22 protein-coding genes are annotated in these 25906 nt (G+C 64.6%); 9 read left to right on the top strand and 13 right to left on the bottom strand.

Annotation, left to right across the window (positions count from 1 at the left end):
• Positions 1-27: 27 nt before the first annotated feature.
• On the bottom strand, positions 28-297 hold the full coding sequence (locus tag BJA_RS41385; protein WP_038967703.1) for a hypothetical protein: 270 nt from the start codon (positions 295-297) through the stop codon (positions 28-30).
• A 169-nt stretch (positions 298-466) separates the two neighbouring features.
• On the opposite strand from BJA_RS41385, the gene BJA_RS41380 reads away from it, so the two are divergent.
• The 3 genes from BJA_RS41380 to BJA_RS41370 all read left to right on the top strand — a co-directional run bounded on the left by BJA_RS41380 (position 467) and on the right by BJA_RS41370 (position 3238).
• Positions 467-1156, top strand: a complete 690-nt coding sequence (locus BJA_RS41380; RefSeq protein WP_011090875.1) for an aspartate/glutamate racemase family protein — start codon at positions 467-469, stop codon at positions 1154-1156.
• 224 nt (positions 1157-1380) lie between these two features.
• Positions 1381-2634, top strand: a complete 1254-nt coding sequence (locus tag BJA_RS41375; RefSeq protein ID WP_038967704.1) for a serine hydrolase domain-containing protein — start codon at positions 1381-1383, stop codon at positions 2632-2634.
• A 187-nt stretch (positions 2635-2821) separates the two neighbouring features.
• Positions 2822-3238: an SRPBCC family protein gene (locus tag BJA_RS41370; RefSeq protein ID WP_038967708.1), complete on the top strand. Its 417-nt coding sequence runs from the start codon at positions 2822-2824 to the stop codon at positions 3236-3238.
• Positions 3239-3575: 337 nt separating this feature from the next.
• Here the strand turns inward: BJA_RS41370 and BJA_RS41365 are convergent, their stop codons facing one another.
• Entirely contained in the window at positions 3576-5438 is a 1863-nt protein-coding gene (locus tag BJA_RS41365) for a caspase family protein (RefSeq protein WP_038967705.1), read from the bottom strand.
• A gap of 329 nt (positions 5439-5767) precedes the next feature.
• Positions 5768-7579, bottom strand: coding sequence for a translation elongation factor 4 (gene lepA / locus BJA_RS41360; protein WP_028175920.1), 1812 nt, complete (start codon positions 7577-7579; stop codon positions 5768-5770).
• 114 nt (positions 7580-7693) lie between these two features.
• Here lepA and BJA_RS41355 point away from each other — a divergent pair, with 114 nt between their 5' ends.
• Positions 7694-9319 (top strand): glycosyltransferase family 39 protein, encoded by a 1626-nt coding sequence (locus BJA_RS41355; RefSeq protein WP_011090870.1) that lies wholly within the window; start codon positions 7694-7696, stop codon positions 9317-9319.
• Between the two features lie 128 nt (positions 9320-9447).
• Here the strand turns inward: BJA_RS41355 and BJA_RS41350 are convergent, their stop codons facing one another.
• From BJA_RS41350 to BJA_RS41330, 5 genes are all read right to left on the bottom strand, one after another.
• Positions 9448-9765: an HPr family phosphocarrier protein gene (locus BJA_RS41350; RefSeq protein ID WP_011090869.1), complete on the bottom strand. Its 318-nt coding sequence runs from the start codon at positions 9763-9765 to the stop codon at positions 9448-9450.
• Entirely contained in the window at positions 9762-10163 is a 402-nt protein-coding gene (locus tag BJA_RS41345; protein ID WP_011090868.1) for a PTS sugar transporter subunit IIA, read from the bottom strand. Before BJA_RS41345 ends, BJA_RS41350 begins: the two co-directional genes overlap by 4 nt.
• 133 nt (positions 10164-10296) lie before the next feature.
• Positions 10297-10821, bottom strand: coding sequence for an HPr kinase/phosphorylase (locus BJA_RS41340; RefSeq protein ID WP_011090867.1), 525 nt, complete (start codon positions 10819-10821; stop codon positions 10297-10299).
• Positions 10818-12623, bottom strand: coding sequence for a sensor histidine kinase (locus BJA_RS41335; RefSeq protein WP_028175918.1), 1806 nt, complete (start codon positions 12621-12623; stop codon positions 10818-10820). The genes BJA_RS41340 and BJA_RS41335 overlap by 4 nt, the downstream gene beginning before the upstream one ends.
• Positions 12624-12740: 117 nt before the next feature.
• The gene (locus BJA_RS41330; RefSeq protein WP_008542552.1) at positions 12741-13442 is read right to left on the bottom strand and encodes a response regulator transcription factor; all 702 of its coding nucleotides are present in this window, start codon (positions 13440-13442) and stop codon (positions 12741-12743) included.
• A 241-nt stretch (positions 13443-13683) separates the two neighbouring features.
• Here BJA_RS41330 and BJA_RS41325 point away from each other — a divergent pair, with 241 nt between their 5' ends.
• From BJA_RS41325 to BJA_RS41315, 3 genes are all read left to right on the top strand, one after another.
• Positions 13684-14433 carry a HugZ family protein gene (locus BJA_RS41325; RefSeq protein ID WP_011090865.1) on the top strand — a complete coding sequence of 250 codons (750 nt, stop codon included), beginning with the start codon at positions 13684-13686 and terminating at the stop codon, positions 14431-14433.
• Between the two features lie 64 nt (positions 14434-14497).
• The gene (locus BJA_RS41320) at positions 14498-17092 is read left to right on the top strand and encodes a CHAT domain-containing tetratricopeptide repeat protein (protein ID WP_038967710.1); all 2595 of its coding nucleotides are present in this window, start codon (positions 14498-14500) and stop codon (positions 17090-17092) included.
• A 284-nt stretch (positions 17093-17376) separates the two neighbouring features.
• Entirely contained in the window at positions 17377-18993 is a 1617-nt protein-coding gene (locus BJA_RS41315; RefSeq protein ID WP_011090863.1) for a phosphoenolpyruvate carboxykinase, read from the top strand.
• A gap of 169 nt (positions 18994-19162) precedes the next feature.
• Here BJA_RS41315 and BJA_RS41310 read toward each other — a convergent pair whose 3' ends face one another.
• Positions 19163-19978 (bottom strand): acyl-CoA thioesterase, encoded by an 816-nt coding sequence (locus BJA_RS41310; protein WP_011090862.1) that lies wholly within the window; start codon positions 19976-19978, stop codon positions 19163-19165.
• 167 nt (positions 19979-20145) lie between these two features.
• Complete coding sequence (locus BJA_RS41305; RefSeq protein WP_038967714.1) at positions 20146-22662, bottom strand: glycogen/starch/alpha-glucan phosphorylase; 2517 nt, start codon at positions 22660-22662, stop codon at positions 20146-20148.
• A 206-nt stretch (positions 22663-22868) separates the two neighbouring features.
• Between BJA_RS41305 and BJA_RS41300 the strand changes: the two genes are divergently transcribed.
• The gene (locus BJA_RS41300) at positions 22869-23099 is read left to right on the top strand and encodes a hypothetical protein (RefSeq protein ID WP_028176048.1); all 231 of its coding nucleotides are present in this window, start codon (positions 22869-22871) and stop codon (positions 23097-23099) included.
• Between the two features lie 106 nt (positions 23100-23205).
• On the opposite strand, the gene BJA_RS41295 is transcribed toward BJA_RS41300, so the two are convergent.
• A complete protein-coding gene (locus BJA_RS41295; RefSeq protein ID WP_038967715.1) occupies positions 23206-23385 on the bottom strand; it encodes an RNA polymerase sigma factor region1.1 domain-containing protein in 180 nt (59 codons plus the stop codon).
• A gap of 166 nt (positions 23386-23551) precedes the next feature.
• On the opposite strand from BJA_RS41295, the gene BJA_RS41290 reads away from it, so the two are divergent.
• Positions 23552-23983, top strand: a complete 432-nt coding sequence (locus BJA_RS41290; RefSeq protein ID WP_011090858.1) for a hypothetical protein — start codon at positions 23552-23554, stop codon at positions 23981-23983.
• A gap of 118 nt (positions 23984-24101) precedes the next feature.
• Here the strand turns inward: BJA_RS41290 and BJA_RS41285 are convergent, their stop codons facing one another.
• Both BJA_RS41285 and pyrE read right to left on the bottom strand, forming a co-directional pair.
• Positions 24102-24878, bottom strand: coding sequence for a DUF2865 domain-containing protein (locus tag BJA_RS41285; protein ID WP_162494179.1), 777 nt, complete (start codon positions 24876-24878; stop codon positions 24102-24104).
• A gap of 314 nt (positions 24879-25192) precedes the next feature.
• The gene (pyrE, locus tag BJA_RS41280; RefSeq protein ID WP_027547500.1) at positions 25193-25756 is read right to left on the bottom strand and encodes an orotate phosphoribosyltransferase; all 564 of its coding nucleotides are present in this window, start codon (positions 25754-25756) and stop codon (positions 25193-25195) included.
• Positions 25757-25906: the final 150 nt, after the last annotated feature.

The raw sequence follows: 25906 nt of genomic DNA, 5'->3' as shown, positions 1-25906 counted from the left end.
CGGTCCCGGAACGCCATCGCCCGACGCTCAGTCGTTCGGCAGCCACCACCCGAAGATCGCGACGACGAGGCACGCCAAAAGGCAGATGGCCTGATGGCCCATTTCCATCCAGTACTGGACCGGCGCGGTGTCCCTCTGGAAAACCTGCCGCGACCAGTCCAGCAGCCAGTCCACGAGATCGGGACTGAAGGCCCTGATTTGCCTCTCGGTATAGCCGTCGCGCAGCATGCGGCTGCAATCGACGCACAGATAGATCGCGACGATTCGGGCGACGATCTCACACAGGAAAAACCGCATGCATGCACCCGCTTTATCCGTATCGCGCATCCATCTGCGAGAAACGGCGGCTATTGCAGTGGCACGACCTTGTTTGGTGTAGCCGGACTTGCGGCTGGTTCAATCGCGTCATGGCGAGCGTCCGCGTCTTCGTCTACGATCCATCGAGCGAGTTTTGGGAGACGCCGGGATGCGAACCATTGGCCTGATCGGAGGCATGAGCTGGGAGAGCACCGCGCTCTATTACAAGCTGATCAACGAGCGTGTCCGCGACCGCATGGGCAAGCTGCATTCGGCCCCGTTGCTGATGTATTCCTACGATTTTCAGGAGATCAAGGAGATGCAGTACGCCGGCCGCTGGCAGGAGGCCGCAAGCAGCCTCGCCGAGGTCGCGCAACGCCTGGAAAGCGCCGGCGCGCGGGCGATCGTATTGTGCACCAACACGATGCACAAGCTGGCGCCCGAGATCGTGGCGAAGCTGACCATTCCCTTCGTCCATATCGGCGACTCAACGGCACAGCGCATCCGGTCCAAAGGATACCGGCGCGTCGGGTTGCTCGGCACGAAGTTCACGATGGAGGAAGACTTCTACATCGACCGGCTGCGCGCGCATGATCTCGACGTCCTGGTTCCTCCCGCCGAGGCGCGGGCCGACGTCAACCGCATCATCTACGACGAGCTGTGCCTTGGAAACGTCGCCGCCCCCTCGCGTTGCCGCTATCAGGAGGTGATGGCGGCGCTGGTCGCCCGTGGTGCAGAGTGCATCATCCTCGGCTGCACCGAGATCACGATGCTGGTCGGGCAGGGCGACACGACGGTCGAGACGTTCGACACGACGGCGATCCACGCCGAGACAGCGGCTGATTTCGCGATCGGATGATGGATGTCTCGGTGGCGCGAGAGGTCTGTCATCTGAAGCGCAGAATTCGACCGACGTCGGCGATGGGCCACATGCTGACACCGTCTACCCGTAATGATAGCATGCCTCCCGTCACCGGTCTGCGAGGTTGTTCTCATAAACGCACACAAACAAAAATGTGTGAGGAGACAAGTACGATGAATTGGGGAGCACTCAGCAAGCCCCGCGGTTGCCGGGGGCTTTTCTTGCCTGTCATTCTCGCCTCCGCGCTCTGGGCGCCCCTGGCCTGCGCACAGGACGTCCGAAGCTTTCCCGGCGAGGCGGGACCGGTCTTTTCGGAGAGCGGCCCCGATGCCGAGCTCTACGGCGCGGCGTCCGGCTATCCGGTCGGCACGCGGGGGACCACCACCCAGCTCGACAAGCTCGTCGGCGTCTACAGCCATTTCGGCGAGATCTATCCTTCGCGCCCGATCGGTCGGGCGACGGCGCCCTGGCAGTTCAAGCGCGCGCCGGAGCCATCGATCGCCTACAGTTTCGGTACGGAACGGCTGAGCATCGCGGATTACCTCAAACGCAACCCGGTGACGGGACTCCTGATCGCCCGGGACGACACAATCCTGTACGAGCACTATCAATATGCGCGGACCGACCACGACCGCTTTCTCTCGCAGTCCATGGCCAAGACGCTGGTGGGCATGCTGGTCGGGATCGCGGTCTCGGAGGGACGGATCAAGTCGATCGACGACCCCGTCTCGACCTACGTCTCCGGCCTTGCGGGAACGGAATATGGAAACACCTCCATCCGGGCCCTGCTGAACATGTCGTCGGGCGTCGAATTTTCCGAGGTCTATGACGGGCACGATGACATAGCCCGGCTTGGGCGAGCCCTGTTCGTTGAAGAGCCGAAAGATCCCGCCGCCGTCGTCGCACAATTCAATACAAGAACCGCACCGCCGGGGACCCGATGGCACTATGCCAGTGTGGAAACCGAGATCTTGGGCCTGGTCCTGCGCTCCGCGACGGGCACGCCGGTTGCCGACTATCTCCACGACCGGATCTGGGATGCCATCGGCACCGAAGCGGATGCCTCATGGGCGATCGACGGCAGCGGGCAGGAGATCGCCTTTTGCTGCTTCAACGCAACCTTGCGCGACTATGCGCGCCTCGCCCGGCTGCTCGCGCATGACGGCGCCTGGGAAGGCCGTCAGTTGATCCCCCGGCAATGGCTGCTGGATGCCACGACCGTCAGGCCAGACGACGGTCATCTCGCTCCGCGCGTGGCCACACCCTATTTCGGCTACGGCTATCAGGTGTGGCTCCTGCCCGGCGAGCAGCGCAGATTTGCCCTGCTCGGCATCCGCGGTCAGGTCATCCTGGTCGATCCGGCCTCGAAGCTCGTCATGGTGCACACCGCCGTTCGCCAGAAGCCGTCCGAACCGGGAGCCCTCAGGGAGCCGCTTGCGTTGTGGTCCGCCGTGCTTCAACAGCTCGGGCAATGATCTGACAGCGCCTTGGACCTCATGACCGCGCATTTGCTCGCCCTTCAGTGTGACGGGTTTGCTTTTTCTGGACATTCACGACACGACCATGTCGGCACGGACCAGTCTCGATCGTCCTTGGATGGACCTCGCACACGTCAGTGATGCCGTCACCTCGACCGTCAAAATCGAACCAGGAGCAATGTTCATGAGGATCACCGTCGAAACCACCGTGGCAGCCCCCATCGATCAGGTCTGGCGTGCCTATACGACGCCTGCCGACATCGTGAAGTGGAACGCGGCGTCCGACGACTGGCATACGACCAAGGCGACGGTCGACCTGCGAGAAGGCGGCATCTTCTCGTCTCGCATGGAGGCCAAGGACGGCAGCATGGGCTTTGACTTCGCCGGCACCTACACCAAGATCGTCGAACACAAGCTGATCGAATATGCGTTCGGCGATCGCAAGGCCGAGGTTGAGTTCGTGCCGGGCTCGAATGGCATTGTCGTCCGCGTTGTCTTCGATAGCGAGCCGACCCACTCGGTCGAGCAGCAGCAAGGCGGCTGGCAGGCGATCCTCGACAACTTCGCGCGATACGTCGAAGCGAAGCAGAAGACGTCGTGAAGCCGCGCGGGGGCACGAGATGGAGGTCCCTGACGGGCGTCGTCGGCTTTCCGGGCGGAGCACCTGACAGGAACTGAACAGTCGGGGAATAGCCGGCTTGGGGGCAACCGCGTCGGTTTACCCCTCAGCCGGCGACCTCCGGCTTGCGCCGGGCTCCGGACAAGCCGCTGCGTTGCGCTCGCCGACGCGGTGGCCAAGAGCCGACTAGGCGCTGTGTCACCGCTTTAGGAAACGCGGACACTGGCTTTCCGTACGCCCGATCATCGAGAGTTGGAACGAAGCGCTCGCTATCCAGCGGAGAAATCTCTTTCATCGCCGCAAGTCTATCCCCGTCGCCTCAATTGCAGACTTCCCGGGTCCCTTCAGCGACCGTCACGCCCTGCCCGGACCTTGCATAGCCGAGCTTGCATCCCGGACGTACTGGGCGGCATCCCGCCGCATTGCAAACCATCTGGCCGGTGCTCTGCGGCTTGGTCGGTGCCGATTCAACCTGCTTGCGCTGCTCGTCTCGTCCCTTTGCATTCTCGCGCGCGGCCGTGGGTTTCCTCTCCGGGATCTTCTCGCATTCGTTGTCGTCGTTGACGCGGGAGCCGGCGCGGCATGTGATCTTGACGCAGGCATCGCCGTCGGCCCTGAAGCCATGGTCGCACACCAGCGGGCAGACCCGGCCCGGCTTCGCCTTGATGGCGTCCAGCGCGTCGAAGCTGGCGAGCTTGGCGTCGAGTTTCGTTCCTGCATACTTGTTGAACAGCGTCAGCGAGCGCTGCGACGTCGCATTCCAGTCACCGTCAGCCGACGCAGTCAGGCACCCGACCCGGCGCAATTCCGACTGCACCGATTTCGCGACCTCCTGGGGTGACATGGCAGGCTGCGCCGACGGCGGCGCGAGCGCCGCGACCTTCTGTTCGCCACCCGCGCCTTCCGGCTTCTCGGCAGCCTTTTTCGCCGCCAGCTCTGCGGCGGCTTTCTCGGCAGCGGCTTTGTCGGCGGCCTGTTTGTCCGCAAGAGCCTTCTCGGCTGCCTGCTTGTCGGCGAGCGCTTTGGCTGCTGCGGCCTCGGCCTCTTTCCTGCGCTGCTCGGCCGCGGCGGCCTTGGCCTCTTCGACCTGCTTGGCCTTCTCAGCCGCAATCCGCGCATCTTCGGCGGCCTTGGCGGCTGCCGCCGCCCTATCTTGCTCCGCCTTCCTGGCCCGCTCCGCCGCAAGCCGCGCTTTCTCGTCTTCGGCCTGCCGCGCCTTATCGGCGGCGGCGGCGCGCGTCTCCTCTGCTGCGATTCGGTTCAATTGCCCCTTGGCCAGGCTGGCGTAGAACCCGTCGGCATACTTCGCGAGGAAAGCCGTCCAAACCTCTCTCGTGCCGATCTGCAGCGCGAGCTCATAATCCCGACGGACGGCGTCATCGGGACTCGCCTGAGGCCCGGATGCGGCTGCCGGCTTGGCCTGGACCAGGGGGACGTCGTCACCGCCCAGCGAACCATAGACATACGGCTCCTGCTTGTAGCCGGTGTTCTTGAGGACATCGTCGCGCACGAAGCCGAAGGCCTTGCGCAGGTCGAGGCCCGGTGTGGGCAGACGCTCGACGAGCGCGGCCGCGAACGGGCTGTTCTTCGAGTCGCCATCGGAGGCGGTCGAGCCCGCCTTCGCAGCGTAGGCGATCATGGTGTTCGAACTGGTCGGCTCGACCTTGGCAAGACCACGTCCGATAGCGCGGGCGGCAACCGTGCGCTTCATTGTCTTGGCAAAGGGATTGTCGCGGCAGGCGTCGAGAATGACGAGGCGGAGCTGTTTGGCCGGTTCGATGGCAAACAACACTCGGTCGAGCGGAAACGCCTCGTCGAACACGTCGTTGTCCGTCTCCAGGGCAGCATCGGTCGGGATCAGGTAGTTGTTGCCGTCCAACTCGATCCCGTGGCCGGCGTAATAGATGACGGCGACTTCCGCCTCGCGAGCCTTGCCTGCAAACTCGCGAAGCGCCTTGCGCATATCGACCACGCTGAGGTCGAGCTTGACGTCGACGCTGTCGAACCCGGCCTTCTTGAACATGCCACCGACCAGGGCGGCATCATTCACCGGGTTCGCAAGCCTCGGCACGCTCTTGTAGGCCGAATTGCCAATAACGAGCGCGACGCGGCGCTCGGCGTGCGCCGAACCGCAGGTTAGCCAGACGACAAATAACAATGAAAACCAGCGAAATGCGCCCATCGCAGCCCCGAACATCACGTGCGCAGCGTATGCGGAGCCTGCCGAAAGGCAAGTATTGGATCTGTGATGTTGATCACTCAGGCCTTCGGCATGTTGCCTCCGGTGCCTCCTGAGGGGCGCCCGCGTCGCACCCGCTGCCATGATGCCATCATGCCCCTGTTTTGCCCGACGGGTCAAATCGATTTCGTAAAATCGAAAATTCGAAAAGCGCAATGCCGACAAGGGGCCGGCTACTGTGCATGGGGTTGTTTTCGCGGTTTTTGTTTTCCGGCCACGGATGGCCGGGCCTGACCAGTCTCGTTACGTCAAAACTGGTCCGGGCAGCAGCCTCAGCTATCCACCTTCAGCGCGGCAATGAAGGCTTCCTGCGGGATGTCGACCTTGCCGAACTGCCGCATCTTCTTCTTGCCTTCCTTCTGCTTCTCCAGAAGCTTGCGCTTGCGCGTGATGTCGCCGCCGTAGCACTTCGCGGTGACGTCCTTGCGCAGCGCGCGGACCGTCTCGCGGGCGATCACCTTGCCGCCGATCGCCGCCTGGATCGGGATCTGGAACATGTGCGGCGGGATCAGCTCCTTCATCTTCTCGACCATGGCGCGGCCGCGCCCCTCGGCGCGGGTGCGGTGGACCAGCATCGAGAGTGCGTCGACCGGCTCAGCATTGACCAGGATCTGCATCTTGACGAGGTCGGCCGGCTTGTAGTCGGTGAGATGATAGTCGAACGAGGCGTAGCCCTTGGAGACCGACTTGAGGCGGTCGTAGAAGTCGAACACCACTTCGTTGAGCGGCAGATCGTATTTCACCATCGCGCGGGCGCCGACATAGGTCAGCTCCTTCTGCGCGCCGCGGCGGTCCTGGCACAGCTTCAGCACGCTGCCGAGATATTCGTCGGGCGTGAGGATCGTCGCCTCGATCCAGGGCTCCTGGATCTCCTCGATCTTGACCACGTCGGGCATGTCGACGGGATTGTGGATCTCGAGCTCGGTGCCGTCGGTCAGCTTCATCTTGTAGATGACGCTCGGCGCGGTCGCGATCAGGTTGAGATCGAACTCGCGCGACAGCCGCTCCTGGATGATCTCGAGGTGCAAGAGGCCGAGGAAGCCGCAGCGGAAGCCGAAGCCGAGCGCCGCGGAGGTTTCCATCTCGAACGAGAAGCTGGCGTCGTTGAGGCGCAGCTTGCCCATCGCGGCGCGCAGCGTCTCGAAATCGTCGGCGTCGACCGGGAACAGGCCGCAGAACACCACCGGGATCGCCGGCTTGAAGCCCGGCAGCATTTCGGTGACAGGCTTCCTGTCGTCGGTGATGGTGTCGCCGACGCGGGTGTCGGCGACTTCCTTGATCGCGGCGGTGATGAAGCCGATCTCGCCGGGGCCGAGCTCGTCGACCTGCGTCATCTTCGGCGTGAAGAAGCCGACGCGCTCGACGTCGTAGGCGGCGCCCGTGCCCATCATGCGGACGCGGCTACCCTTCTTCATGACGCCGTCGACGACGCGGATCAGCACGACGACGCCGAGATAGACGTCGTACCAGCTGTCGACCAGCAGCGCCTTCAGGGTCGCATCGCGATCGCCCTTCGGCGGCGGCAGGCGGGTGACGATGGCTTCCAGCACGTCGGGAACGCCGAGGCCGGTCTTGGCCGAGATCATCACCGCGTCCGAGGCGTCGATGCCGATGACGTCCTCGATCTGCTGCTTGACCTTCTCGGGTTCGGCGGCCGGCAGGTCGACCTTGTTCAGGACCGGAACGATCTCGTGATTGTTGTCGAGCGCCTGGTAGACGTTGGCGAGCGTCTGAGCTTCGACGCCCTGGCTGGCGTCGACCACCAGCAGGGAACCCTCGCAGGCCGCCAGCGACCGCGAGACTTCGTAGGCGAAGTCGACATGGCCGGGCGTGTCCATCAGGTTGAAGATGTAGTCCTTGCCGTCCTTGGCGCGGTAGGCGAGCCGAACCGTCTGCGCCTTGATGGTGATGCCGCGCTCGCGCTCGATATCCATGGAATCGAGCACCTGCTCCTTGCCCGCCATTTCGCGGTCGGTGAGGCCGCCGGTCATCTGGATCAGGCGGTCGGCCAGCGTCGATTTGCCATGGTCGATATGGGCGACGATGGAGAAATTGCGGATGTTGGAAATGGGGACGGTCGTCATGGGCGCGGGATACCACTCACATCCCCGTGCGGCAACCATATTGCTGTATTTTCAGGGCCTTTCTTCACGCCAAGCTGATTCCACGACGGGCCAAAACGCGCTACGCAACGGCTGATGTCGACGACCTCAATCCCATCTGGCCGAGCCCGCGCGAAGACCTGGGTGAGTTTCAACCGCTTCCGGGCCTGGCTGGTTGCCAGCGCGGTCCGGCCGGAGGCCCGCCTGTGGCTGGTGATCCAGCTCGCGATCCTGCATGCGGTGCTCTGGACCTTCATCCTGATCAATCTCAAGGCAGCGCAGGACGTTCACATGGACGTCGCGGAAGCCTGGGGCTGGGGCCAGAAATTCCTGTGGGGCTACGGCAAGCACCCGCCGCTGTCGGGCTGGGTCGCCGGCCTCTGGTTCAAGGTGTTCCCGGCGACGGACTGGGCGACCTATGCGCTGGCCATGACGACCGTCGGCATCGGCATGGTGATCTGCTGGCTGCTGAGCTTGCGCGTCGTGGACGCACGGCGCGCGTTCCTGGTCGTGGTGATGGTCGCGCTCTACCCGATCTTCAATTTCAAGGGCTTCAAGTACAACCCCGACCTGCTCCAGCTCGTCACGCTGCCGCTCCTCGTGTTCGCCTATCTCAACGCCTTCGAGAAAAGGAGCTGGCAGTCCGGGATCTGGCTCGGCCTTGCCGGCGCGCTGGCGCTGATGACCAAATACTGGGTGCTGACCATGATCGGCGCCATCGGCCTTGCCGCGCTGATCCATCCGGAGCGACTGCGGTTCCTGCTGTCGCCGGCGCCGTGGGTGGCGATCGCGACGATGGTGGTGGCGATGATCCCGCACATCGTCTGGCTGGCGGAGGTGCATTTCGTGCCGCTGACCTATGCCGGCGACACCTACAGCCTCGAGGACAGCCGCCTCGTGCATCAGCTGGTGGCCGGCTATGCCCTGCATAATGTCGCGCTGCTGGCGCTTCCCGTCGCGCTCGCCGCGCTCGCCATGGCGTGGGTGCCGCCGTGGCGCAAGCTGCTGCTGCGTACGCCCTCGCGCATCGTCACCCGCGCCTGGGCGCGCGGCGCCAATCCGGGTGTCAATGTCTCGCAGGCGCTGAATGTCTGGATCATCCAGATCATCGTCGCGGTCGGCCCGCCGCTCGGCGCACTGGTTTTCAGCATCTACATGAAGACCGATTGGGGCATCTCGCTGTTCTTCCTGGTGCCCTTGGCGCTGGTCGCGATCCCCGCGCTGCGGGTGCAGAGCGCGACCCTGTTCAACATCGTCGCGATCTGGCTCGTGCTCAGCGTTGCGACGCTTGCCGCCTCGCCCTGGATCGCCGCGCGCGAGATGGCGGCCAATGCCGGCAACGCAGCGATCTATGGCGCGCGCTCGGAGCTCGCGCGCGAATTGACCCAGGCCTGGCACACCCGCTTCGGCTCGCGCTGGGCCGTCGTTGCCGGCACGATGGAACAGATCCAGCCGCTGGTGTTCTACAGCCCGGACCATCCGTCCGCATTGCTGCCGTTAGAGGCCTGGGATTCCGGGCTGACCTCGCGCGATGACGTCAAGACCTACGGCTTCATCGGCGTGTTCGATCCGACCGACGGCCGTCTGCCGGCGTTCGAGAAATGGGTGTCGGAGACTGCGCCGAACGCCGAGCGCATCGTGATGACGACGCGCCGCTTCGTTCACGGCAAGGCCGGCCCGTCGATGAGCTGGAACATCTACATCGCGCCGCCGGCGAAGTGACCGAAGGTGCCGTAGGGTGGGCAAAGCGAAGCGTGCCCACCACTTCTGTCGCGATTGTCGAGAGATGGTGGGCACGGCGCGTCGCGCCTTTGCCCACCCTACGGCGCTGAGCGCATGGCGGGAGGGCGCTAAATCCCCTCCTCGTTGAACTTGCTTTCAACGAGCTCCGTGATCGCCGCGAGCGCGGCATCGGCATCTGCACCGGCCGCAGCGACCGTGATCGTCGTGCCGGGTCCCGCAGCGAGCATCATCAGGCCCATGATCGAGGTGCCGCCGACGGTCTCGCCGCCGCGCGTCACCCACACTTGCGCGTTGAAGCGCTCGACCGCCTGGACGAATTTCGCTGAGGCGCGTGCGTGCAGGCCGCGCTTGTTGATGATGAGGAGCTCCTTGGAGATCGCGCCCGCGGGCACGCCCGACCCGGCTTGCGGCGCGTCGTCGCTCATTTGCCGGCGAGCACGCGGCTGGCGATGGTGACGTATTTGCGACCCGCTTCCTGGGCCATCGCGATCGCGTCCGGCAGCGCGCGTTCCTCACGCACCTTGGCGAGCTTCACCAGCATCGGAAGGTTGATGCCCGCGAGCACCTCGACCTTCGGCCGGCTCATACAGGATATTGCCAGGTTGGATGGCGTGCCGCCGAACATGTCGGTGAGGATCGCAACGCCGTCGCCGGAATCGACGCGGTTAACCGCCTCGATGATGTCGCTTCGGCACAGATCGGAATCATCTTCAGCGCCGATCGTAATCGCTTCGATTTGCTTTTGTGGGCCCATGACATGTTCAAGCGCTGCCTTGAATTCGTCGGCAAGGCGCCCGTGGGTCACAAGTACTAGACCAATCATCGGAAAACTCCTCGCGGGCGCTTTTGGTGCACCGCACGAACGCGCCACTTTGACCATCCAGAGCCCCTGCGCAAGAGGGGATGTTGCGTATCTCCCTGAACTTAGACGGATGGATGAGGGGAGCTGCGCCGGTCTATTCGGTCGCGATAGTGGGGTTCATATGGTTACCATTTCCCTTCAAACAATCGCCTGAGGGATTAACGGAAGATGAACTCTTGGTAGTGGTCAAGGCCGCAACAACCAGTGGGAGGGGCGAATAATCGCGGCTAACAGGGATTCGCGGTATTTCGACACCTAAAATGCTAGTTTTCAGGGATTCGGCCGGCGGCAGGCGTTCCGCGTCCGCGGCGGCCAGATCGACCACGAGGCCGACGGTCGCATGCTCCACGAAGTCGCAGCGGCGGATTCCGAGGCCCCGGATCTCGATCAGGCCGGCGAGCGGCGGCGCGGGGCGGACTTCAATTTCGTCGCCGACTGTCGCCAGATGGACACGGTCATCACCGACCAGAACGGCCCTTTCGACCACGCCGGCGCGCCCCGCCATGATCAAATCGAAGGCAAGGCGCGACTTGCCGGAGCCCGACGGTCCGCGGATCAGCACTGCCAGATTCCCGACCTTGACCGCGGAGGCGTGCACGCTGGGCCCGCCGTCGCTCATAGCGCGGGCAGCCTCACCACGAAGCGCGCGCCGGCAACCGTCGGCGCGCCGTCCTCGTCCGCGGGGCCGGGGCGGTTCTCCGCCCAGATGCGCCCGCCATGCGCGTCGACGATCTGCTTGGAGATCGAGAGCCCGAGGCCGGAGTTCTGGCCAAAGCCCTGATGCGGACGGTCGGTGTAGAAGCGCTCGAAGATGCGCTCCAGCGCGTCATCACGGATGCCGGGGCCGTCGTCGTCGACCACGATCTCGATTTCACCGCGCACGCGGCGGCAGGTGAGGCGCACCTTGCTGCCGGCCTCCGAGAAGGATTGCGCGTTGGAGAGCAGGTTCGAGACCACCTGCCCGAGCCGTGAATCATGGCCGGTCACGGCGAACGTGTCGGTCGGCCCGCGCCCCTCGAAGCGCGCCTCGACCGCGACGTCGTGGCCGAGCTTGGTTTCGTTGGCGACCGAGACCAGCGTGCCGAGCAGGCGGCGCAGATCGACCGGAATCGCGTCCTGCCGCTGCAATTCGGCATCGAGCCGGCTGGCGTCGGAGATATCAGAGATCAGGCGGTCGAGCCGCTTGACGTCGTGCTCGATCACCTCGAGCAGGCGGGCGCGGCTGTTCTCGTTGCGCGCCAGCGGCAGCGTCTCGACCGCGGAGCGCAGCGAGGTCAGCGGGTTCTTCAATTCGTGCGCGACGTCGGCGGCGAACATCTCGATCGCCTCGATGCGGCTGTAGAGCGCGTTGGTCATGTCGCGCAGCGCGCCGGACAGATGCCCGATCTCGTCGCGACGGCGGGTGAAGTCGGGAATCTCGACGCGGGTCTTGATGCGGCGGCGGACGCGCTCGGCGCTGTCCGCGAGCCGGCGTACGGGACCTGCGATCGTGCTGGCCAGCAGCAGCGACAGCATGATCATGACCGCGGCGGCGACGCCGCCGACTTTCAGGATGGCGAGGCGCTCGGCGGTGACCATCTGGTCGATGTCGTCGCCCTGGGTGGACAGCATCAGCGCGCCGTGGATGGCGCGCGAGCGCAGCACGGGGACCGCGACCGAGACGATCACCTCGCCGCGCGCATTGACCCGAACCATCGAGCGCTTCTGGCCCTGGAGCGCGTCGCCCACTTCAGCATAGCCATTGCCGTTCTCGGGCCCGAGCTCGCGATAGAGCGGCAGGTCGCCGCGGTTCAGCCAGGTGCGCACCGCGACCATGCCGCGCTCGACCACGCCGGGCTTCTCGGCGGACAGCGGCGGCAGGGGGAAGCGCAGCACGTTCTCGAGGTTGCGGCTGTCGAGCAGCAGGCTGCCGTTCGGATCGTAGATGCGGGCGCGCGTCTTGGTCGGCGAGATCAGCGTGCGCAGCACCGGCGCGACGCGCTCCGGATTGATCGGAAAATCCAGCGGCGAATAGTCGTCCGACCCGCCATAGGTCTCGCCCGGCTTGAGGTCGAGCAGCCGGTCGGGGTCGATCGTGATGGCGTTGGTCTGCACCGTCGCGGAGGCCGCGATCGCACCGGCGATGATCTCAGCCTGCACCAGCAGGCTCTGCGCGCGCGCGTCGATCAGGCCGGCGCGGAATTGCGACAGATAGAGGATGCTCGCCACCAGCGCGACGAGGCCGGCGAGGTTGAGCGAGACGATGCGGCGGGTCAGGCTCGAGAAGGACAGCGCGAAGAAGAATTGCCCGGCGCGCTTGAGCCAGTTCAGCGGCCGCCAGCCCTGCGCAGCCGGCTTGTCCTCGGCGACGTGCACTGGAACGCCGTCGGATGCGATATCCTCGGCGCTCTGGTTCGGGTCAGGCTGCGTTCGGTCCAGCAATGCTTACGCCCGCGTTAGGACAGCTCGTGCGACGGTCCCCGCATTCTAGAGTCATCCCGGTTCCGATGGAACCAGAACCGGCAATGCTCCGGACATTCGCGAAGGTGCCCTGCCGCCTCAGGCTTCCTTGAAACGATAGCCGACGCCGTACAGCGTCTCGATCATCTCGAACTCGTTGTCGACCACCTTGAACTTCTTGCGCAGCCGCTTGATGTGGCTGTCGATGGTGCGGTCGTCGACATAGACCTGGTCGTCGTAGGCGGCGTCCATCAGCGCGTTGCGGCTCTTCACCACGCCGGGCCGGGTCGCGAGCGCCTGCAGGATCAGGAATTCGGTGACGGTCAACGTCACCGGTTCGTTCTTCCAGGTGCAGGTATGGCGTTCCGGATCCATGCGCAAAAGACCGCGGTCGAGCGCCTTGGCGTCGTTCTCCTTCGGCGCTACGGTCGGGTCCTTCGGCGCCGAGCGGCGCAGCACCGCCTTGACGCGCTCGACCAGCAGCCGCTGCGAGAACGGTTTGCGGATGAAATCGTCGGCGCCCATCTTGAGGCCGAACAGCTCGTCGATCTCTTCGTCCTTGGAGGTCAGGAAGATCACCGGCAGGTCGGACTTCTGCCGCAGGCGGCGCAGCGTCTCCATGCCGTCCATGCGCGGCATCTTGATGTCGAGGATGGCGAGGTCGGGTTGGGTGGTGCGGAAACCGTCAAGCGCGGAAGCGCCGTCGGTGTAGGTCATGATGCGGTAGCCTTCGGCTTCCAGCGCGATCGAGACGGATGTGAGAATGTTGCGGTCGTCGTCGACCAAAGCGATTGTGGGCATGAGCCTCTGCTTTCTGCTTTCCGTTTGGGTCGTGGCTTGAAACGGCGAGCAATCCAGTGATGCGCCGCATACATGGGTCCCGAACTTGGCGTTCGAACTTTGTCACCGAGCAATGCAAGCTGGGCTGAAGTGTGACCAAGTTCCACGAAACACGGCAGATTCGCCGCATCCCGACCCATAACCAGACCCCCGTTTAGCCGAAAAAAGACCCCCCTTGCAACCACCTGAGCCGAGAAAGCCCATGCAACCGACCCCCGATTTCGACCCCGGAAAGCTCGCCAAGTCGCTGCTCAGGCGGTCGCGGCAGGGCGCTCTCGCAACGTTGATGGTGGGCAGCGGCGATCCCTATTGTTCCCTGGTCAATCTGGCGAGCCACCCGGATGGCTCGCCGATCCTGCTGATCTCCGCATTGGCCGTGCACACCAGGAACATCCTGGCAGATAGCCGGGTCTCCCTGATGCTGGATGAGCGCGCCGCCGGCGATCCCCTGGAGGGCGCCCGGATTATGTTGTCCGGCCGGGCGGAGCAGGCCGGTGCCGAGAAGGATCTTCTCGAACGGCGGTATCTGAATGCGCACCCGTCGGCGGAAGCCTTTGTTTCGTTTAAGGACTTCTCGTTCTTCAGGATCCGGCCCACAGGAACCCATCTGGTGGCCGGCTTCGGCCGGATCGTCGACCTCAAGCCGGAGCAGTTCCTGACCGATCTCAGCGGCGCCGAGGACCTGATGGCGGCGGAGGAGGGGGCCGTGGAGCACATGAATGCCGACCACCGCGACGCCATGGGCCTTTACGCGACCAGGCTGCTCGGCGCCGCCGCCGGCGACTGGCGCTGCACCGGCTGTGACCCTGAGGGCCTCGACATGCAGGACGGCCAGACCGCGCTGCGGCTGGACTTCCCGGAGCGGGTGACCAGCGGCACGGCGCTGCGCAAGATGCTGGTTCGCCTTGCCGGCGAGGCGCGCGCGAAGGTGGAGGAGCCGCGCCAAAATTGAACGCCGCTGCCGATCGCTGCGACCCAACACCGTGAGCGGTTCGGGATTGGCAGCGAGAGGGTTCATGACGCATCGTCGTTTGGCGTTGGCCGCGGGTCTGGCGCTCGCGATCACCACGTCGCTTGCCACCCCCGGTCTTGCCCAGAAGGCCGATCTCGCCGCACAGGGCGCGCGGATCAACGCGCTCAACCAGGCCGGCAAATATGCGGAGGCGCTGCCCCTGGCGCAGGCCATGGTGGCGAGCCTGGAGAAGGGCAACGACGGCCGCGAACTCTCCGCCGCGCTCAACAATCTCGGCCAGGTCTATGCCGGCCAGGGCCGCGACGACCTCGCCGAGCCGATCTACAAGCGCGCGATCGCGCTGATGGAAAAGTCGCTCGGCCTCGACACCACATTGATCGCGCCCGAGCTGAACAATCTCGCCGCGCTGTATCAGCGGCAGGGCCGCTTCACTGAAGCCGAGCCGCTGTTCAAGCGTGCGCTGGCCATTCGCGAAAAGGCGCTGTCGCGCGAGCATCCCGATGTCGGCCAGGCCCTCAACAATCTCGCCACGCTCTACGTGAAGCAGGAGCATTTTGCGGACGCCGAGCCGCTGTTCCAGCGCGCGCTCGCGATCTATCAGAAGGCCGCCGGGCCCGAGCATCCCGCGGTCGCCACGGTTCTGAACAACATCGGTCAGGTCGATCGCGACCTCAACCGCGATGCGGATGCCGAGGCGCCGATCAAGCGCTCGCTCGCGATCCGCGAAAAGGTGCTGGGTCCGGATCATCCCGACGTCGCGCGTTCGCTGAACAATCTCGCCGGGCTCTACGAGCACCAGCAGCGTTATGCCAATGCCGAGCCGCTCTACCGGCGCGCCCTTGCGATCCGCGAGCGCGCGCTTGGGCCGGACCATCCTGACGTCGTGACCTCGACCAGCAATCTCGCTTATTTCCTTTATGTCTCCGGGCGCACTGCCGATGCCTTGCCGCTGGCGGAAAGGACGCTTCGCAGCGGCCGCGCGCAGCTGCGTGTGGTGCTGCCGATCCTGTTTTCCGCGCGGCAGCAGCAGCTCCTCTCCGACGACAAGGCCCTCGACGAAGCGCTGGCCGCGATCCAGCGCGGCACGCAATCGTCCGCCGCATCCGCCGTGAACAAGCTCGCGGTGCGGCTTGCGGCCGGCAGCGACCGGCTCGCCGAGCTCGTGCGCAAGGAGCAGGATCTCGCGGCCGAGGCCGAGGCGCTCGACAAGGCGATCATTACGGCGGTGTCCAAGCAAGCCGCGCAACGCGACGTCGCGGCCGAGCAGCGCAGCCGCGCGCGGATCGCGGCGATCGCGAGCGAGCGCGCCGGCTTGCAGAAGACGCTCGCCGTCGAGTTTCCCGACTATGCCTCGCTGTCCAATCCGCTGCCGCTCGGCGTGAAGGACATCCAGCCGTTGCTGTCGGCCGACGAGGCGATGACGATCTATTCCGTCGTGGACAAGCAGGGCTATGTCATCGCGATCACGCGCGAGGGCGTCGACTGGAAGGAGATTCCGCTTGGCGCGGACGCGCTGGCGCAGAAAGTGTCGGCGTTCCGCAAAGGGCTCGACGTCGGCAAGGCACACGATGCGTCCGGCAAATCCGGCCTGTTTGACCTCGCGCTCGCCAATGAGCTCTATGTCGCGCTGCTCGGCCCGGTCGAAGCGCTGACGAAAGACACGCGCAGCCTGCTGGTGGTGCCCTCGGCCGCACTGACCGCACTGCCGTTTCATCTGCTCGTCACCGAGAAGCCGCAAGCTGCGATCCCGGACAAGCTCGAAGGCTATCGCAACGCCGCCTGGCTGTTGCGGCGTCAGGCCGTCTCGGTGCTGCCGTCGGTGATCAGCCTGAAATCGCTGCGGGCCTTTGCGCGCAAGGATCAGGGCGTCAAGCCAATGACCGGCTTTGGCGATCCTGTGTTCAACCCTGCAGCCGAAGGGCCGGCCGATCGTCGCGCCGCAAGCGGCAAGGTCGCCGCGCGCAGCATCGCGACGATTGCCTATACCGACTTCTGGCGCGGCGCCGGCGTCGATCGTGCGCGGCTTGCGCAAGCGCTGCCGCAACTGCCTGACACTGCCGACGAACTGAACGCGGTGGCCAGGGATGTCGGCGCAGGCGATGTCGATATCCATCTTGGCCGCGACGCCAGCGAAACGACGCTCAAGCGTGCAGCGCTTGCTCAATACAGCATCATTTACTTTGCCACCCACGGCCTCGTTGCGGGCGACGTCAAGGGACTGGGCGAGCCTTCGCTTGCGCTCTCCATTCCAGATCAGCCTACGGAGCTGGACGACGGTTTGCTGACGGCGAGCGAAGTCGCCCAGCTCAAGCTCAATGCGGATTGGGTGGTGCTGTCGGCCTGCAACACCATCGCCGGCGACAAGCCCGGCGCAGAGGCCCTGTCGGGATTGGCGCGCTCGTTCTTCTATGCCGGTGCCCGCGCGCTCCTGGTCTCGCATTGGGCAGTGGATTCGGAAGCTGCCACCCGCTTGACCACGTCGACATTCGCTCTGCTCAAAAACGAACCAGGAATCGGTCGTGCCCAAGCGTTGCGCCGCGCCATGTTGACGTATCTCGACGACGCCTCGTCGCCGCGCAACGCCTATCCTGCGATGTGGGGACCGTTCGCACTGATCGGCGAGGGAGACGTACGATAGACCGCCCAGGGAATTGTGCGTCGCAATAACCCCCGATAACGTCGAAACGCGCATTTGGTTGCGCGATCATTCGTGATTTTTTGATGCACCTGCTCAGAGCAGACATGCGCGACGTTTGGCGCGGTCCTTGAATAAACCAAATCCTGCGGGATCGGCTTGGCAACGCCAGCGTTCATCAGTATTAGGTCGCCCAACCTAGGCCGGATGGCCTATTATTCACGGTGACTGCGATGGCGCCAAAGCTTGGTCGCGCTATGTGTCGCGGGTTCTAGGAGGATTTTTTCGTGCAAGAGACGGGCGTGCGCAACGGTGCCTTCGGCGCCGACAAATTCGGCTTAAAGAATCTCAAACAGGTTCACTGGAACCTCGGCGCGCCGCAACTCTATCAATACTCGCTCTCCGCGGGCGAGGCGGTGCTGTCTGCCGACGGTGCGCTGTGCGCCGACACCGGCGAGTTCACGGGCCGCAGCCCCAAGGACAAGTTCACGGTGCGCGACGCCACCACCGACAAGAAGATGTGGTGGGCCGGCAACCAGTCGATCACCGCGGAGCAGTTCGAGACGCTCTATCAGGACTTCCTCAAGCACGCCGAAGGCAAGAGCCTGTTCGCGCAGGACCTCTACGGCGGCGCCGATCCGGCCTACCGGATCAAGACCCGCGTGTTCACTGAGCTCGCCTGGCATTCGCTGTTCATCCGCACGCTGCTGATCCGCCCCGAGGCGATCGAGCTGTCGACCTTCACGCCCGAGCTCACCATCATCGACATGCCGAGCTTCCGCGCCGATCCGAAGCGCCATGGCTGCAAGTCGGAGAACGTCGTCGCGATCGACTTCGCCCGCAAGATCGTGCTGATCGGCGGCTCCTACTATGCCGGCGAGATGAAGAAGTCGGTCTTCACCACGCTGAACTACTATCTGCCCGAGCGCGGCGTGATGCCGATGCACTGCTCGGCCAATGTCGGCGCCAAGGACGATGCCGCGATCTTCTTCGGCCTCTCCGGCACCGGCAAGACCACGCTGTCGGCCGACCCGAACCGCACCCTGATCGGTGACGACGAGCACGGCTGGGGCCCGAACGGCGTCTTCAATTTCGAAGGTGGCTGCTACGCCAAGTGCATCAAGCTTTCGCAGGAAGCCGAGCCGCAGATTTATGCCGCAAGCACGCGCTTCGGCGCGGTGCTCGAGAACTGCGTGCTCGACGAGGACACCCGCGTGGTGGACTTCGACGACGGCTCCAAGACCGAGAACACCCGGTCGGCCTATCCGCTCGACTTCATCCCGAACGCTTCGCGCACCGGCCGCGCGCCGCAGCCGAAGAACGTGGTGATGCTCGCCGCCGACGCCTTCGGCGTGCTGCCGCCGATCGCAAAGCTGTCGCCGGCGCAGGCGATGTATCACTTCCTCTCCGGCTACACCGCCAAGGTCGCGGGCACCGAGCGCGGTCTCGGCAACGAGCCGCAGCCGGAGTTCTCGACCTGCTTCGGCTCGCCCTTCCTGCCGCTCGATCCATCCGTCTACGGCAACATGCTGCGCGACCTGATCGCCCAGCACAATGTCGACTGCTGGCTGGTCAACACCGGCTGGACCGGCGGCAAGTATGGTACGGGCTCGCGCATGCCGATCAAGGTGACGCGCGCGCTGCTCACCGCGGCGCTCGACGGTTCGCTTCGCAACGTCGAATTCCGCACCGACAAATATTTCGGCTTCGCGGTTCCGACCGCGCTGCCGGGCGTGCCGAGCGAAATCCTCAACCCGGTCAACACCTGGAAGGACAAGGACGAGTTCGACAAGACCGCCCGCGCGCTGGTCGGCATGTTCCAGAAGAACTTTGCCAAGTTCGAAGCCCAGGTCGACGCCGAAGTGCGCGCAGCCGCGCCGGACGTGAAGCTCGCGGCGGAGTAAGGTCGCATCATTTGAGAATGCAAAAGGGCGGCCGCGAGGCCGCCCTTTTTGTTTGTGGCGAGATATCTCCACCGTCATTGCGAGCGCAGCGAAGCAATCCAGAAATCCCTCCGCGGAGACAGTCTGGATTGCTTCGTCGCTACGCTCCTCGCAATGACGTGGAGGCAGCTCAAGCCTTGAAATACGCGATCTGCGTCGTCGTCGCGAGCAGCCTTCCGTTCGGCGACCACAGCTCGGCGTTCTGGTCGGCGTAGCTCTTGTGCATGATCTTCGAATCGGCCGTCGCCAGCACGCGCGCGATGTCCTCGGCTGCGAGCTCCTCGCTGTCGGTGTGAAAATAGGTCGTCAGCGACACCGTGCCGAACGGCACCAGCTCGCGCCGCGCGTGGAAGATGCGGCCGAAGAAGGCGTCCGACATCGACATCAGCGACAGCATGTCAAGCCTGCGCGGGGTGCGGTCGCTGATCCAGATTTTCGAATAGGTGCTGGCAAGCTCGGCCTGCGGCGGGCCGATCCGCATCTCGCCCTCGACGAAGCGGAATTCGTACTGGTTGGCCCAGGACGCCGAGATCTTCGGGAACGGCAGCGTTGCCTCGAACGCCGCGGCGTCCGGGACCGTCGCCACCCTGTGCTCCCAGGACGGCCGCCGCTCGGCGAACACCGCGGTTGCGAGCGTCGCGACCTCGCCGCCGCCCTGCGACAGTTCGACGCTCCAGTGCTGGCTGGAACGGTTGGCCTTTACCAGCCGCACATCCAGGTCAAACGGGCCCTTGGCGATCGGGGCGCAGTAATTGACGGTGACGGCGAGTGGATCGCCGGCGCGCTGCGGATGCTCGATCAACGCGCGCAAGATGGTCGCGGCGGTGGCGCCGCCGAACGGACCGACAAAGGCCCAGTAATCGTCGCTGGTGTGTCCCTGCCAGCTGGAGTCACCGGCGGTGATGCGGGTGGCGTCGTCGAACGGGTGCGGGAGCTTGGCGTGCATGGGTGTTTCCGTCTGTCATTCCGGGGCGATGCGAAGCATCGAACCCGGAATCTCGAGATTCCGGGTTCGGCTCTGCGAGCCGCCCCGGAATGACGGTCGTCATACCACAGCAATTGCCTGGCTGTGCAATAACCTCGCAGGTAACGCCGATTTCACACTGCGGAAAATCAGCCTGCGGCGTCGCGCAGGTCCGGCAGCAGCGGCGTGGTCGGATTGACCGGCACGTTCCAGATCTCCTCGGCATATTCGCGGATGGTGCGGTCGGAGGAGAACCACGCCATGCGCGCGACATTGAGGATCGAAGCGCGGGTCCAGGCCGGCGCCACCTGCCAGCGCGCATCGACCGCGCGCTGCGCCTCGTAGTAGGAATCGAAATCGGCGCTGACCATGTAATGGTCGAGATAGCGCAGCGCATGCGCGATCGATTCGAAACGGCCGGGATCGCCGGGCGAGAACTCGCCGGCGCCGACCGCGTTGATGGCGCGCTGGAGCTTTGGCGAACTGCGGATCACGTCGGAGGCATCCAGCCCCTGCTTGCGCCGGATCATGACGTCGCCGGCCTCCATGCCGAAGATCGCGATGTTCTCGTTGCCGACATGGTCGCGGATCTCGATATTGGCGCCGTCGAGCGTGCCGATGGTGATGGCGCCGTTGAGCGCCAGCTTCATGTTGCCGGTGCCGGAAGCTTCCATGCCGGCGGTCGAGATCTGCTCGGACAGGTCGGCCGCGGGAATGATCACCTCCGCGAGGCTGACATTGTAGTCGGGCAGGAAGACGACCTTCAGCTTGCCGCCGATCGCGGGGTCGTTGTTGACGACCTCGGCGACGTCGTTGATCAGCTTGATGATCAGCTTGGCGTATTTGTAGCTCGCCGCCGCCTTGCCGGCGAAGATCTTCACCCGCGGCACCCAGTTGCCGTTGGGATCGTCCTTCATCGACTGGTACAGCGCGACCGTCTCGATGACGTTGAGCAGCTGGCGCTTGTATTCGTGGATGCGCTTGATCTGCACGTCGAACAGCGCGCCCGGATCGACCTTGATGCCGAGCCGCTCGCCGATCAGCCGCGCCAGGGCCGTCTTGTTGTGATGCTTGACGGCGCGGAATTTCTTCTGGAATTCGACGTCGCTGGCGCGCGCCTCGATCAGCGAGAGCTGCGTCGGATCGTCGAGCACGGCGTCGCCGCAGGTCTCGCGCAACAGGTCGGTCAGCTTCGGGTTTGCCAGCATCAGCCAGCGGCGGAAGGTGATGCCGTTGGTCTTGTTGGTGATGCGGCCGGGATAGAGATGGTTGAGATCGTGGAACACGGTCTCGCGCATCAGGTCCGAATGCATCGCGGAGACGCCGTTGATGCGGTGCGAGCCGACAAAGGCGAGCTGGCCCATGCGCACGCGGCGGCCGCTCTTCTCGTCGATCAGCGAGACCGAGGCGCGGAAGTCGATGTCGCCGGGCGCGCGCGCCTCGGCGAGCGCCAGATGCTGGACGTTGATGCGGTAGATGATCTCCAGATGCCGCGGCAACAGGCGCTCGAACAGCTCGACCGGCCAGGTCTCCAGCGCCTCGGGCAGCAGCGTGTGGTTGGTGTAGGACAGCGTCGCGACCGTGATCTTCCATGCCTCGTCCCAGCGGAAATTGTGCAGGTCGACGAGGATCCGCATCAGCTCGGTGACGGCGAGGCTCGGATGGGTGTCGTTGAGCTGCACCGCGACCTTCGACGACAGGCTGCGAAGCTGGCCGTCGGACGACAGATGCCGCTTGACCAGGTCCTGGAGCGAGGCGGAGACGAAGAAATATTCCTGGCGCAGGCGCAGCTCGCGGCCCGCCGGGCTCTCGTCGTTCGGATAGAGGAATTTGCAGATCGCTTCGGCGCGCGACTGCTCGGCGCTGGCGCTGACATAGTCGCCCTTGTTGAAGGCGTCGAGCTTCAACGGATCGGGCGAGCGTGCCGACCACAGGCGGAGCGCGTTGACGTGCTGGCCGCGCCAGCCGACGATCGGCGTGTCGTAGGCGATCGCCTGCACGGTCTCGCCCGGATGCCAGATCGCGCGGTCGCGGCCCTTGTCGTCGACATGCTCGACGCCGCCGCCGAAATGAATGTTGTAGATCACTTCCGGCCGCTGCAATTCCCAGGGGTTGCCGAAGCCGAGCCACTCGTCCGGATATTCCTGCTGCCAGCCCTGGTTGATGATCTGGCGGAACAGGCCGTAATCGTAGCGGATGCCGTAGCCGATCGCCGGGATCGAGAGCGTTGCCATGCTCTCCATGAAGCAGGCGGCAAGCCGCCCGAGACCGCCATTGCCGAGCGCGGCATCCGGCTCGCATTTGCGCAGTTCGGGCAGGGAGACGCCGAGATCGCCGAGCGCGACCTCGAAGATCTTGAGCAGCCCCATATTGTTGAGCGCATCGGTGAAGAGGCGGCCGATCAGGAATTCGAGCGAGAGATAATAGACGCGCTTGCGCCCCGCGTCGTAGCTGTGCTTCTCGGCTGTGAGCCAGCGATGCACGATGCGGTCGCGCAGCGCGAGCGCCGCGGCCTGGTACCAGTCGTGCTTGGTCGCCATGCCGGCGTCCTTGCCGATGGCAAGGCGCAGCTTCGCCAGAATCGCGCCCTTGATCTCAGCCAGCGCGAGCTCGTCGATGGGCTGGTCGGGGGCGGGAAAGTTTGGCTGGAACGATTGATCTTGCAAGGCCGTCACTTCCTGGTCGACAGAAACACCACTAACCCTACGCGTCTTGCCTCTGCACCGGAACTATCGCCGGTGCGGCCGTGCACTGCGCTGGCGCAAATTTATGCAAGGAACGGGCCGATTTGGGAACCCGGACGAGCACGGAGAACGTGGATTTGGTGCTAGTGTGGCGGCTAATTCAGCCATCAGTGTGGAGGAGACGCCCCATGAGACTGCTGATTGAAATCGCTGCTGCAGCGCTCCTTGTCATCTGCATCGCCACCTCGAGCGCCGCCTTCGCCGCCGGCAAGGGCCGTAACGCTGATGGCCTGAGCTGCGGCTTCTCGCTCCCGCAAAACGCAACACCCGCACAACGCTGCGCCGCGATCAAGCGCCAATGCGGCGGCAAGTTTTATGCGAATGCGTGCGGGGACAAGTTGGTGTCGGCGGTGAATTGAGGCGGGTGACTTGCTAAGAAGCTGGTGTCGTCCTGGCCAAGGCTCTCCCCACATCGTCGTCCTGGCGAAAGCCAGGACGTCACATGCGCCGGAGATACCCTCGGCATCAAGCCTGATCGTCATCGATCAGGTTTATTCCTTCGTCGCTCAAAGCCTGCATGATTGCTTCGATATCTTTGGGCTCAATGGTGGCTGCGGGCAGTAGCTGGTTGAGTTGCTCGAAGGTGACGAAGCCTTTGCGGCGACCAAGCCCAATGGCCGCTTGGATTATCTTCCGTCGCTCCATCTTTCCACCCTCCAACATTAGGCCTCTACTTATGGGGGGACGAAGCGAATGATTGAGGAGCGTTGGGAACAAATTAAGAACACTTTAGCAAGTCTTTGATATATCATTGTGATTCGGCGCGTTGCCGACACAATATCTAGCGTCTGCCAGACTTTGCGAGGACTACATGTCCACCATTGCCTTCGACCAGTTTGCCCTCACCCGGATCGCCGATTTCGCGCGCTCGCTGTCGCGGCTGCATCAGGCGGCGCGGCGCCAGAGGATCGATGACGACCAGCTCGACCGCGAGTTCAACGCGGTGTGCCAGTCGATCTGGGGCTACACCATCGACGACATCAGCGACGACCTGTTCTCGGTCGAGGACCACCTGTTTCTCGACACGCTGGACGAAGCGCATGCGCGCATCTTCGCGGCCGAGCAGGGCTATGACCTCGTTGGCGATCAGGGCATGCTGACCGATTGGTGGGGTTTCTGCTGGATGATCCTGGCCGAAAAGCGCGGCCTGCTGACCCAGGAGAACCGCGCCGCCGCGCGGGCGGCGATCGAGGAGAAATATCTGGCGGCGCCGAATGTGATCGGGGTGATTATCGGGAGGTGACTCACCATCCTCCGTCATTGCGAGCGTAGCGAAGCGATCCAGAATCTGTCCGCGGAGGGATTCTGGATTGCTTCGTCGCAAGTGCTCCTCGCAACGACGGCTTGGTTACAGTTGGGTCCTAATCCAGTCCTGCCCGCTTCGCCGGCTTCGCCTGCGTCTTCGGCACCGTCACATCAGGCAGCGTCTCGCGCACGATCTCCGCTGCCGGCGCATCTGCTGCCACCGTCTCTGCGCGCACCGGGGCCACCTTCATCTCGCCGAGGCGCGCGCGGACCTGTGCGGTGAGGCCGGGATAGGAGGCGACCGGGGTGAAGTCGGCGGTCTGCTCGTTGCCAACGCGGATGCCGGTATAGGCGACGAGGCCGTCGGAGGTGGCGATCACGTCGCCGGCCTTCAGCGAAGAATCCAGCGCGAGATCGACCGGGGCGAGGCCGACCGGCTCGCGGCCGTTGCAGGTGCAGTCCGCGCGCAGCACCTTGCGATAGGCGAACGCATTCTCGCTGTCGGCGTAGCGCTCGCCGGTCTGCGACGCGGCGCCGTCGATCGAGGAGCCGAAATAAATCTTTGTCGCGCTGGCAGGACAGAACGCCTGACACATCTGCGCCGGCGAGGCGAGGCCGCGCATCAGCGGAAAATATTTGCCGTCGCAACTGCGCACGCAGAAGGCCGGGCCCGAGCCGCCGGCGGCCGCTGAGCGTGTCGGCGGCACATATTGCGGGGTTGCGGGATTCTGCTGGCCGGTGAAGGGATCGGCGTAGGAGCTCGCCTGCTGCGGCACCTCGCGCTGCGGCCGCTGCTGCTGCATGCCGCCGAAGAAGAAGTCGAACAGGCCTTCGGCCGAAACCGGGGCGGGAGCTGCAAGCAGCGGGGCTGCCAGGGTGGCGGCCACAAGCATCGCGCGACGCCGCCGGCGCGCATGGGACATGACTGTACGCAACGCTTACTCCACCCGACGCAACGCAACCCGCCGAGAGCAACTCGTCTCAGCTTCTGATTCACCATAAGGGGTGATGGTAAATGAGCGGTTGAGGGGCTGGTCTTCACCTCGCCCCGCTTGCGGGGAGAGGTCGATTTGCGAAGCAAATCGGGTGAGGGGGGACAGGTCTCGCGGCCATCTCACGCGTGGAGGGAGGCCCGTCACCCCAACCCTCTCAGCGCGAGCGAAGCTCGTCGCGGCCCCGTAAGAACGGGGCCGAGGGGGAAGAGCCGTCACGCCTTCAAGAATTCCGACGCCTTGTAGAGCGAGCGGAACGGCAGGCCGGCCGCACCGAACGTGTCGGTGGCGCCTTCCTCGCGGTCGACCATGGTCAGCACCAGCACCACCTCGGCGCCGGTCTCGCGCACGGATTCCACCGCCTTCATCGCCGAGCCGCCTGTCGTGGTGACGTCCTCGACGATGACGACGCGCTTTCCCTGGAGCGTCTCGCCCCTGGGCAGGCCTTCGATCGCGAGCTTGGCGCCGTGCTCCTTCGGCTTCTTGCGCACGAAGAACGCCGCGATCGGATGGCCCTTGATCCAGGAGATCTGAGCCAGCGCGCCGGCGAGCGGCACCGCGCCCATCTCGAGCCCGCCGATGAAATCGAGATTGTCGTCCTTCAGCGCCTCATAGGTCAGCTCGGCGAGCAGTGTCGCGCCCTCCGGGTCGAGCATGGTCGGCTTGAGGTTGAAGTAGAAATCGCTCTTGCGGCCCGACGCGAGCGTCACCTCGCCGCGGCCGAAGGAGCGCCGGCGGATGATTTCGAACAGGCGGGCGCGGGAGGCTGATTTCGACACGGCGGTCCCTCGGGAGCGTTTTTGGAAGTGGCGGAATTTATCCGCGACGGCCGCGACATTCCAGAGGGGACAGGTCCAGTCAACAGGGATCGGCCGACGATCGGCCATCCCGGACCGCCGGTTGTGGGGTCGCAACCTTCTGGAGTAGGT

It is taken from the genome of Bradyrhizobium diazoefficiens USDA 110 (genome assembly GCF_000011365.1).
Taxonomy (GTDB): Bacteria; Pseudomonadota; Alphaproteobacteria; order Rhizobiales; family Xanthobacteraceae; genus Bradyrhizobium; species Bradyrhizobium diazoefficiens.
This window is presented reverse-complemented; position numbering and strand designations above follow the sequence as displayed.

Excerpts from the sequence above, each read along its gene's own strand:
- BJA_RS41340 (WP_011090867.1), bottom strand. The coding sequence starts at position 10,821 with ATGAGCGACGGCGGGCCCAGCGTGCACGCCTCCGCGGTCAAGGTCGGG.
- BJA_RS41285 (WP_162494179.1), bottom strand. The coding sequence starts at position 24,878 with ATGCTTGTGGCCGCCACCCTGGCAGCCCCGCTGCTTGCAGCTCCCGCC.
- BJA_RS41310 (WP_011090862.1), bottom strand. The coding sequence starts at position 19,978 with ATGCACGCCAAGCTCCCGCACCCGTTCGACGACGCCACCCGCATCACC.
- BJA_RS41295 (WP_038967715.1), bottom strand. The coding sequence starts at position 23,385 with ATGGAGCGACGGAAGATAATCCAAGCGGCCATTGGGCTTGGTCGCCGC.
- BJA_RS41380 (WP_011090875.1), top strand. The coding sequence starts at position 467 with ATGCGAACCATTGGCCTGATCGGAGGCATGAGCTGGGAGAGCACCGCG.
- BJA_RS41325 (WP_011090865.1), top strand. The coding sequence starts at position 13,684 with ATGCAACCGACCCCCGATTTCGACCCCGGAAAGCTCGCCAAGTCGCTG.
- BJA_RS41320 (WP_038967710.1), top strand. The coding sequence starts at position 14,498 with ATGACGCATCGTCGTTTGGCGTTGGCCGCGGGTCTGGCGCTCGCGATC.
- BJA_RS41350 (WP_011090869.1), bottom strand. The coding sequence starts at position 9,765 with ATGAGCGACGACGCGCCGCAAGCCGGGTCGGGCGTGCCCGCGGGCGCG.
- BJA_RS41370 (WP_038967708.1), top strand. The coding sequence starts at position 2,822 with ATGAGGATCACCGTCGAAACCACCGTGGCAGCCCCCATCGATCAGGTC.
- BJA_RS41345 (WP_011090868.1), bottom strand. The coding sequence starts at position 10,163 with ATGATTGGTCTAGTACTTGTGACCCACGGGCGCCTTGCCGACGAATTC.
- BJA_RS41290 (WP_011090858.1), top strand. The coding sequence starts at position 23,552 with ATGTCCACCATTGCCTTCGACCAGTTTGCCCTCACCCGGATCGCCGAT.
- BJA_RS41300 (WP_028176048.1), top strand. The coding sequence starts at position 22,869 with ATGAGACTGCTGATTGAAATCGCTGCTGCAGCGCTCCTTGTCATCTGC.
- BJA_RS41365 (WP_038967705.1), bottom strand. The coding sequence starts at position 5,438 with ATGGGCGCATTTCGCTGGTTTTCATTGTTATTTGTCGTCTGGCTAACC.
- BJA_RS41330 (WP_008542552.1), bottom strand. The coding sequence starts at position 13,442 with ATGCCCACAATCGCTTTGGTCGACGACGACCGCAACATTCTCACATCC.
- BJA_RS41355 (WP_011090870.1), top strand. The coding sequence starts at position 7,694 with ATGTCGACGACCTCAATCCCATCTGGCCGAGCCCGCGCGAAGACCTGG.
- lepA (WP_028175920.1), bottom strand. The coding sequence starts at position 7,579 with ATGACGACCGTCCCCATTTCCAACATCCGCAATTTCTCCATCGTCGCC.
- BJA_RS41385 (WP_038967703.1), bottom strand. The coding sequence starts at position 297 with ATGCGGTTTTTCCTGTGTGAGATCGTCGCCCGAATCGTCGCGATCTAT.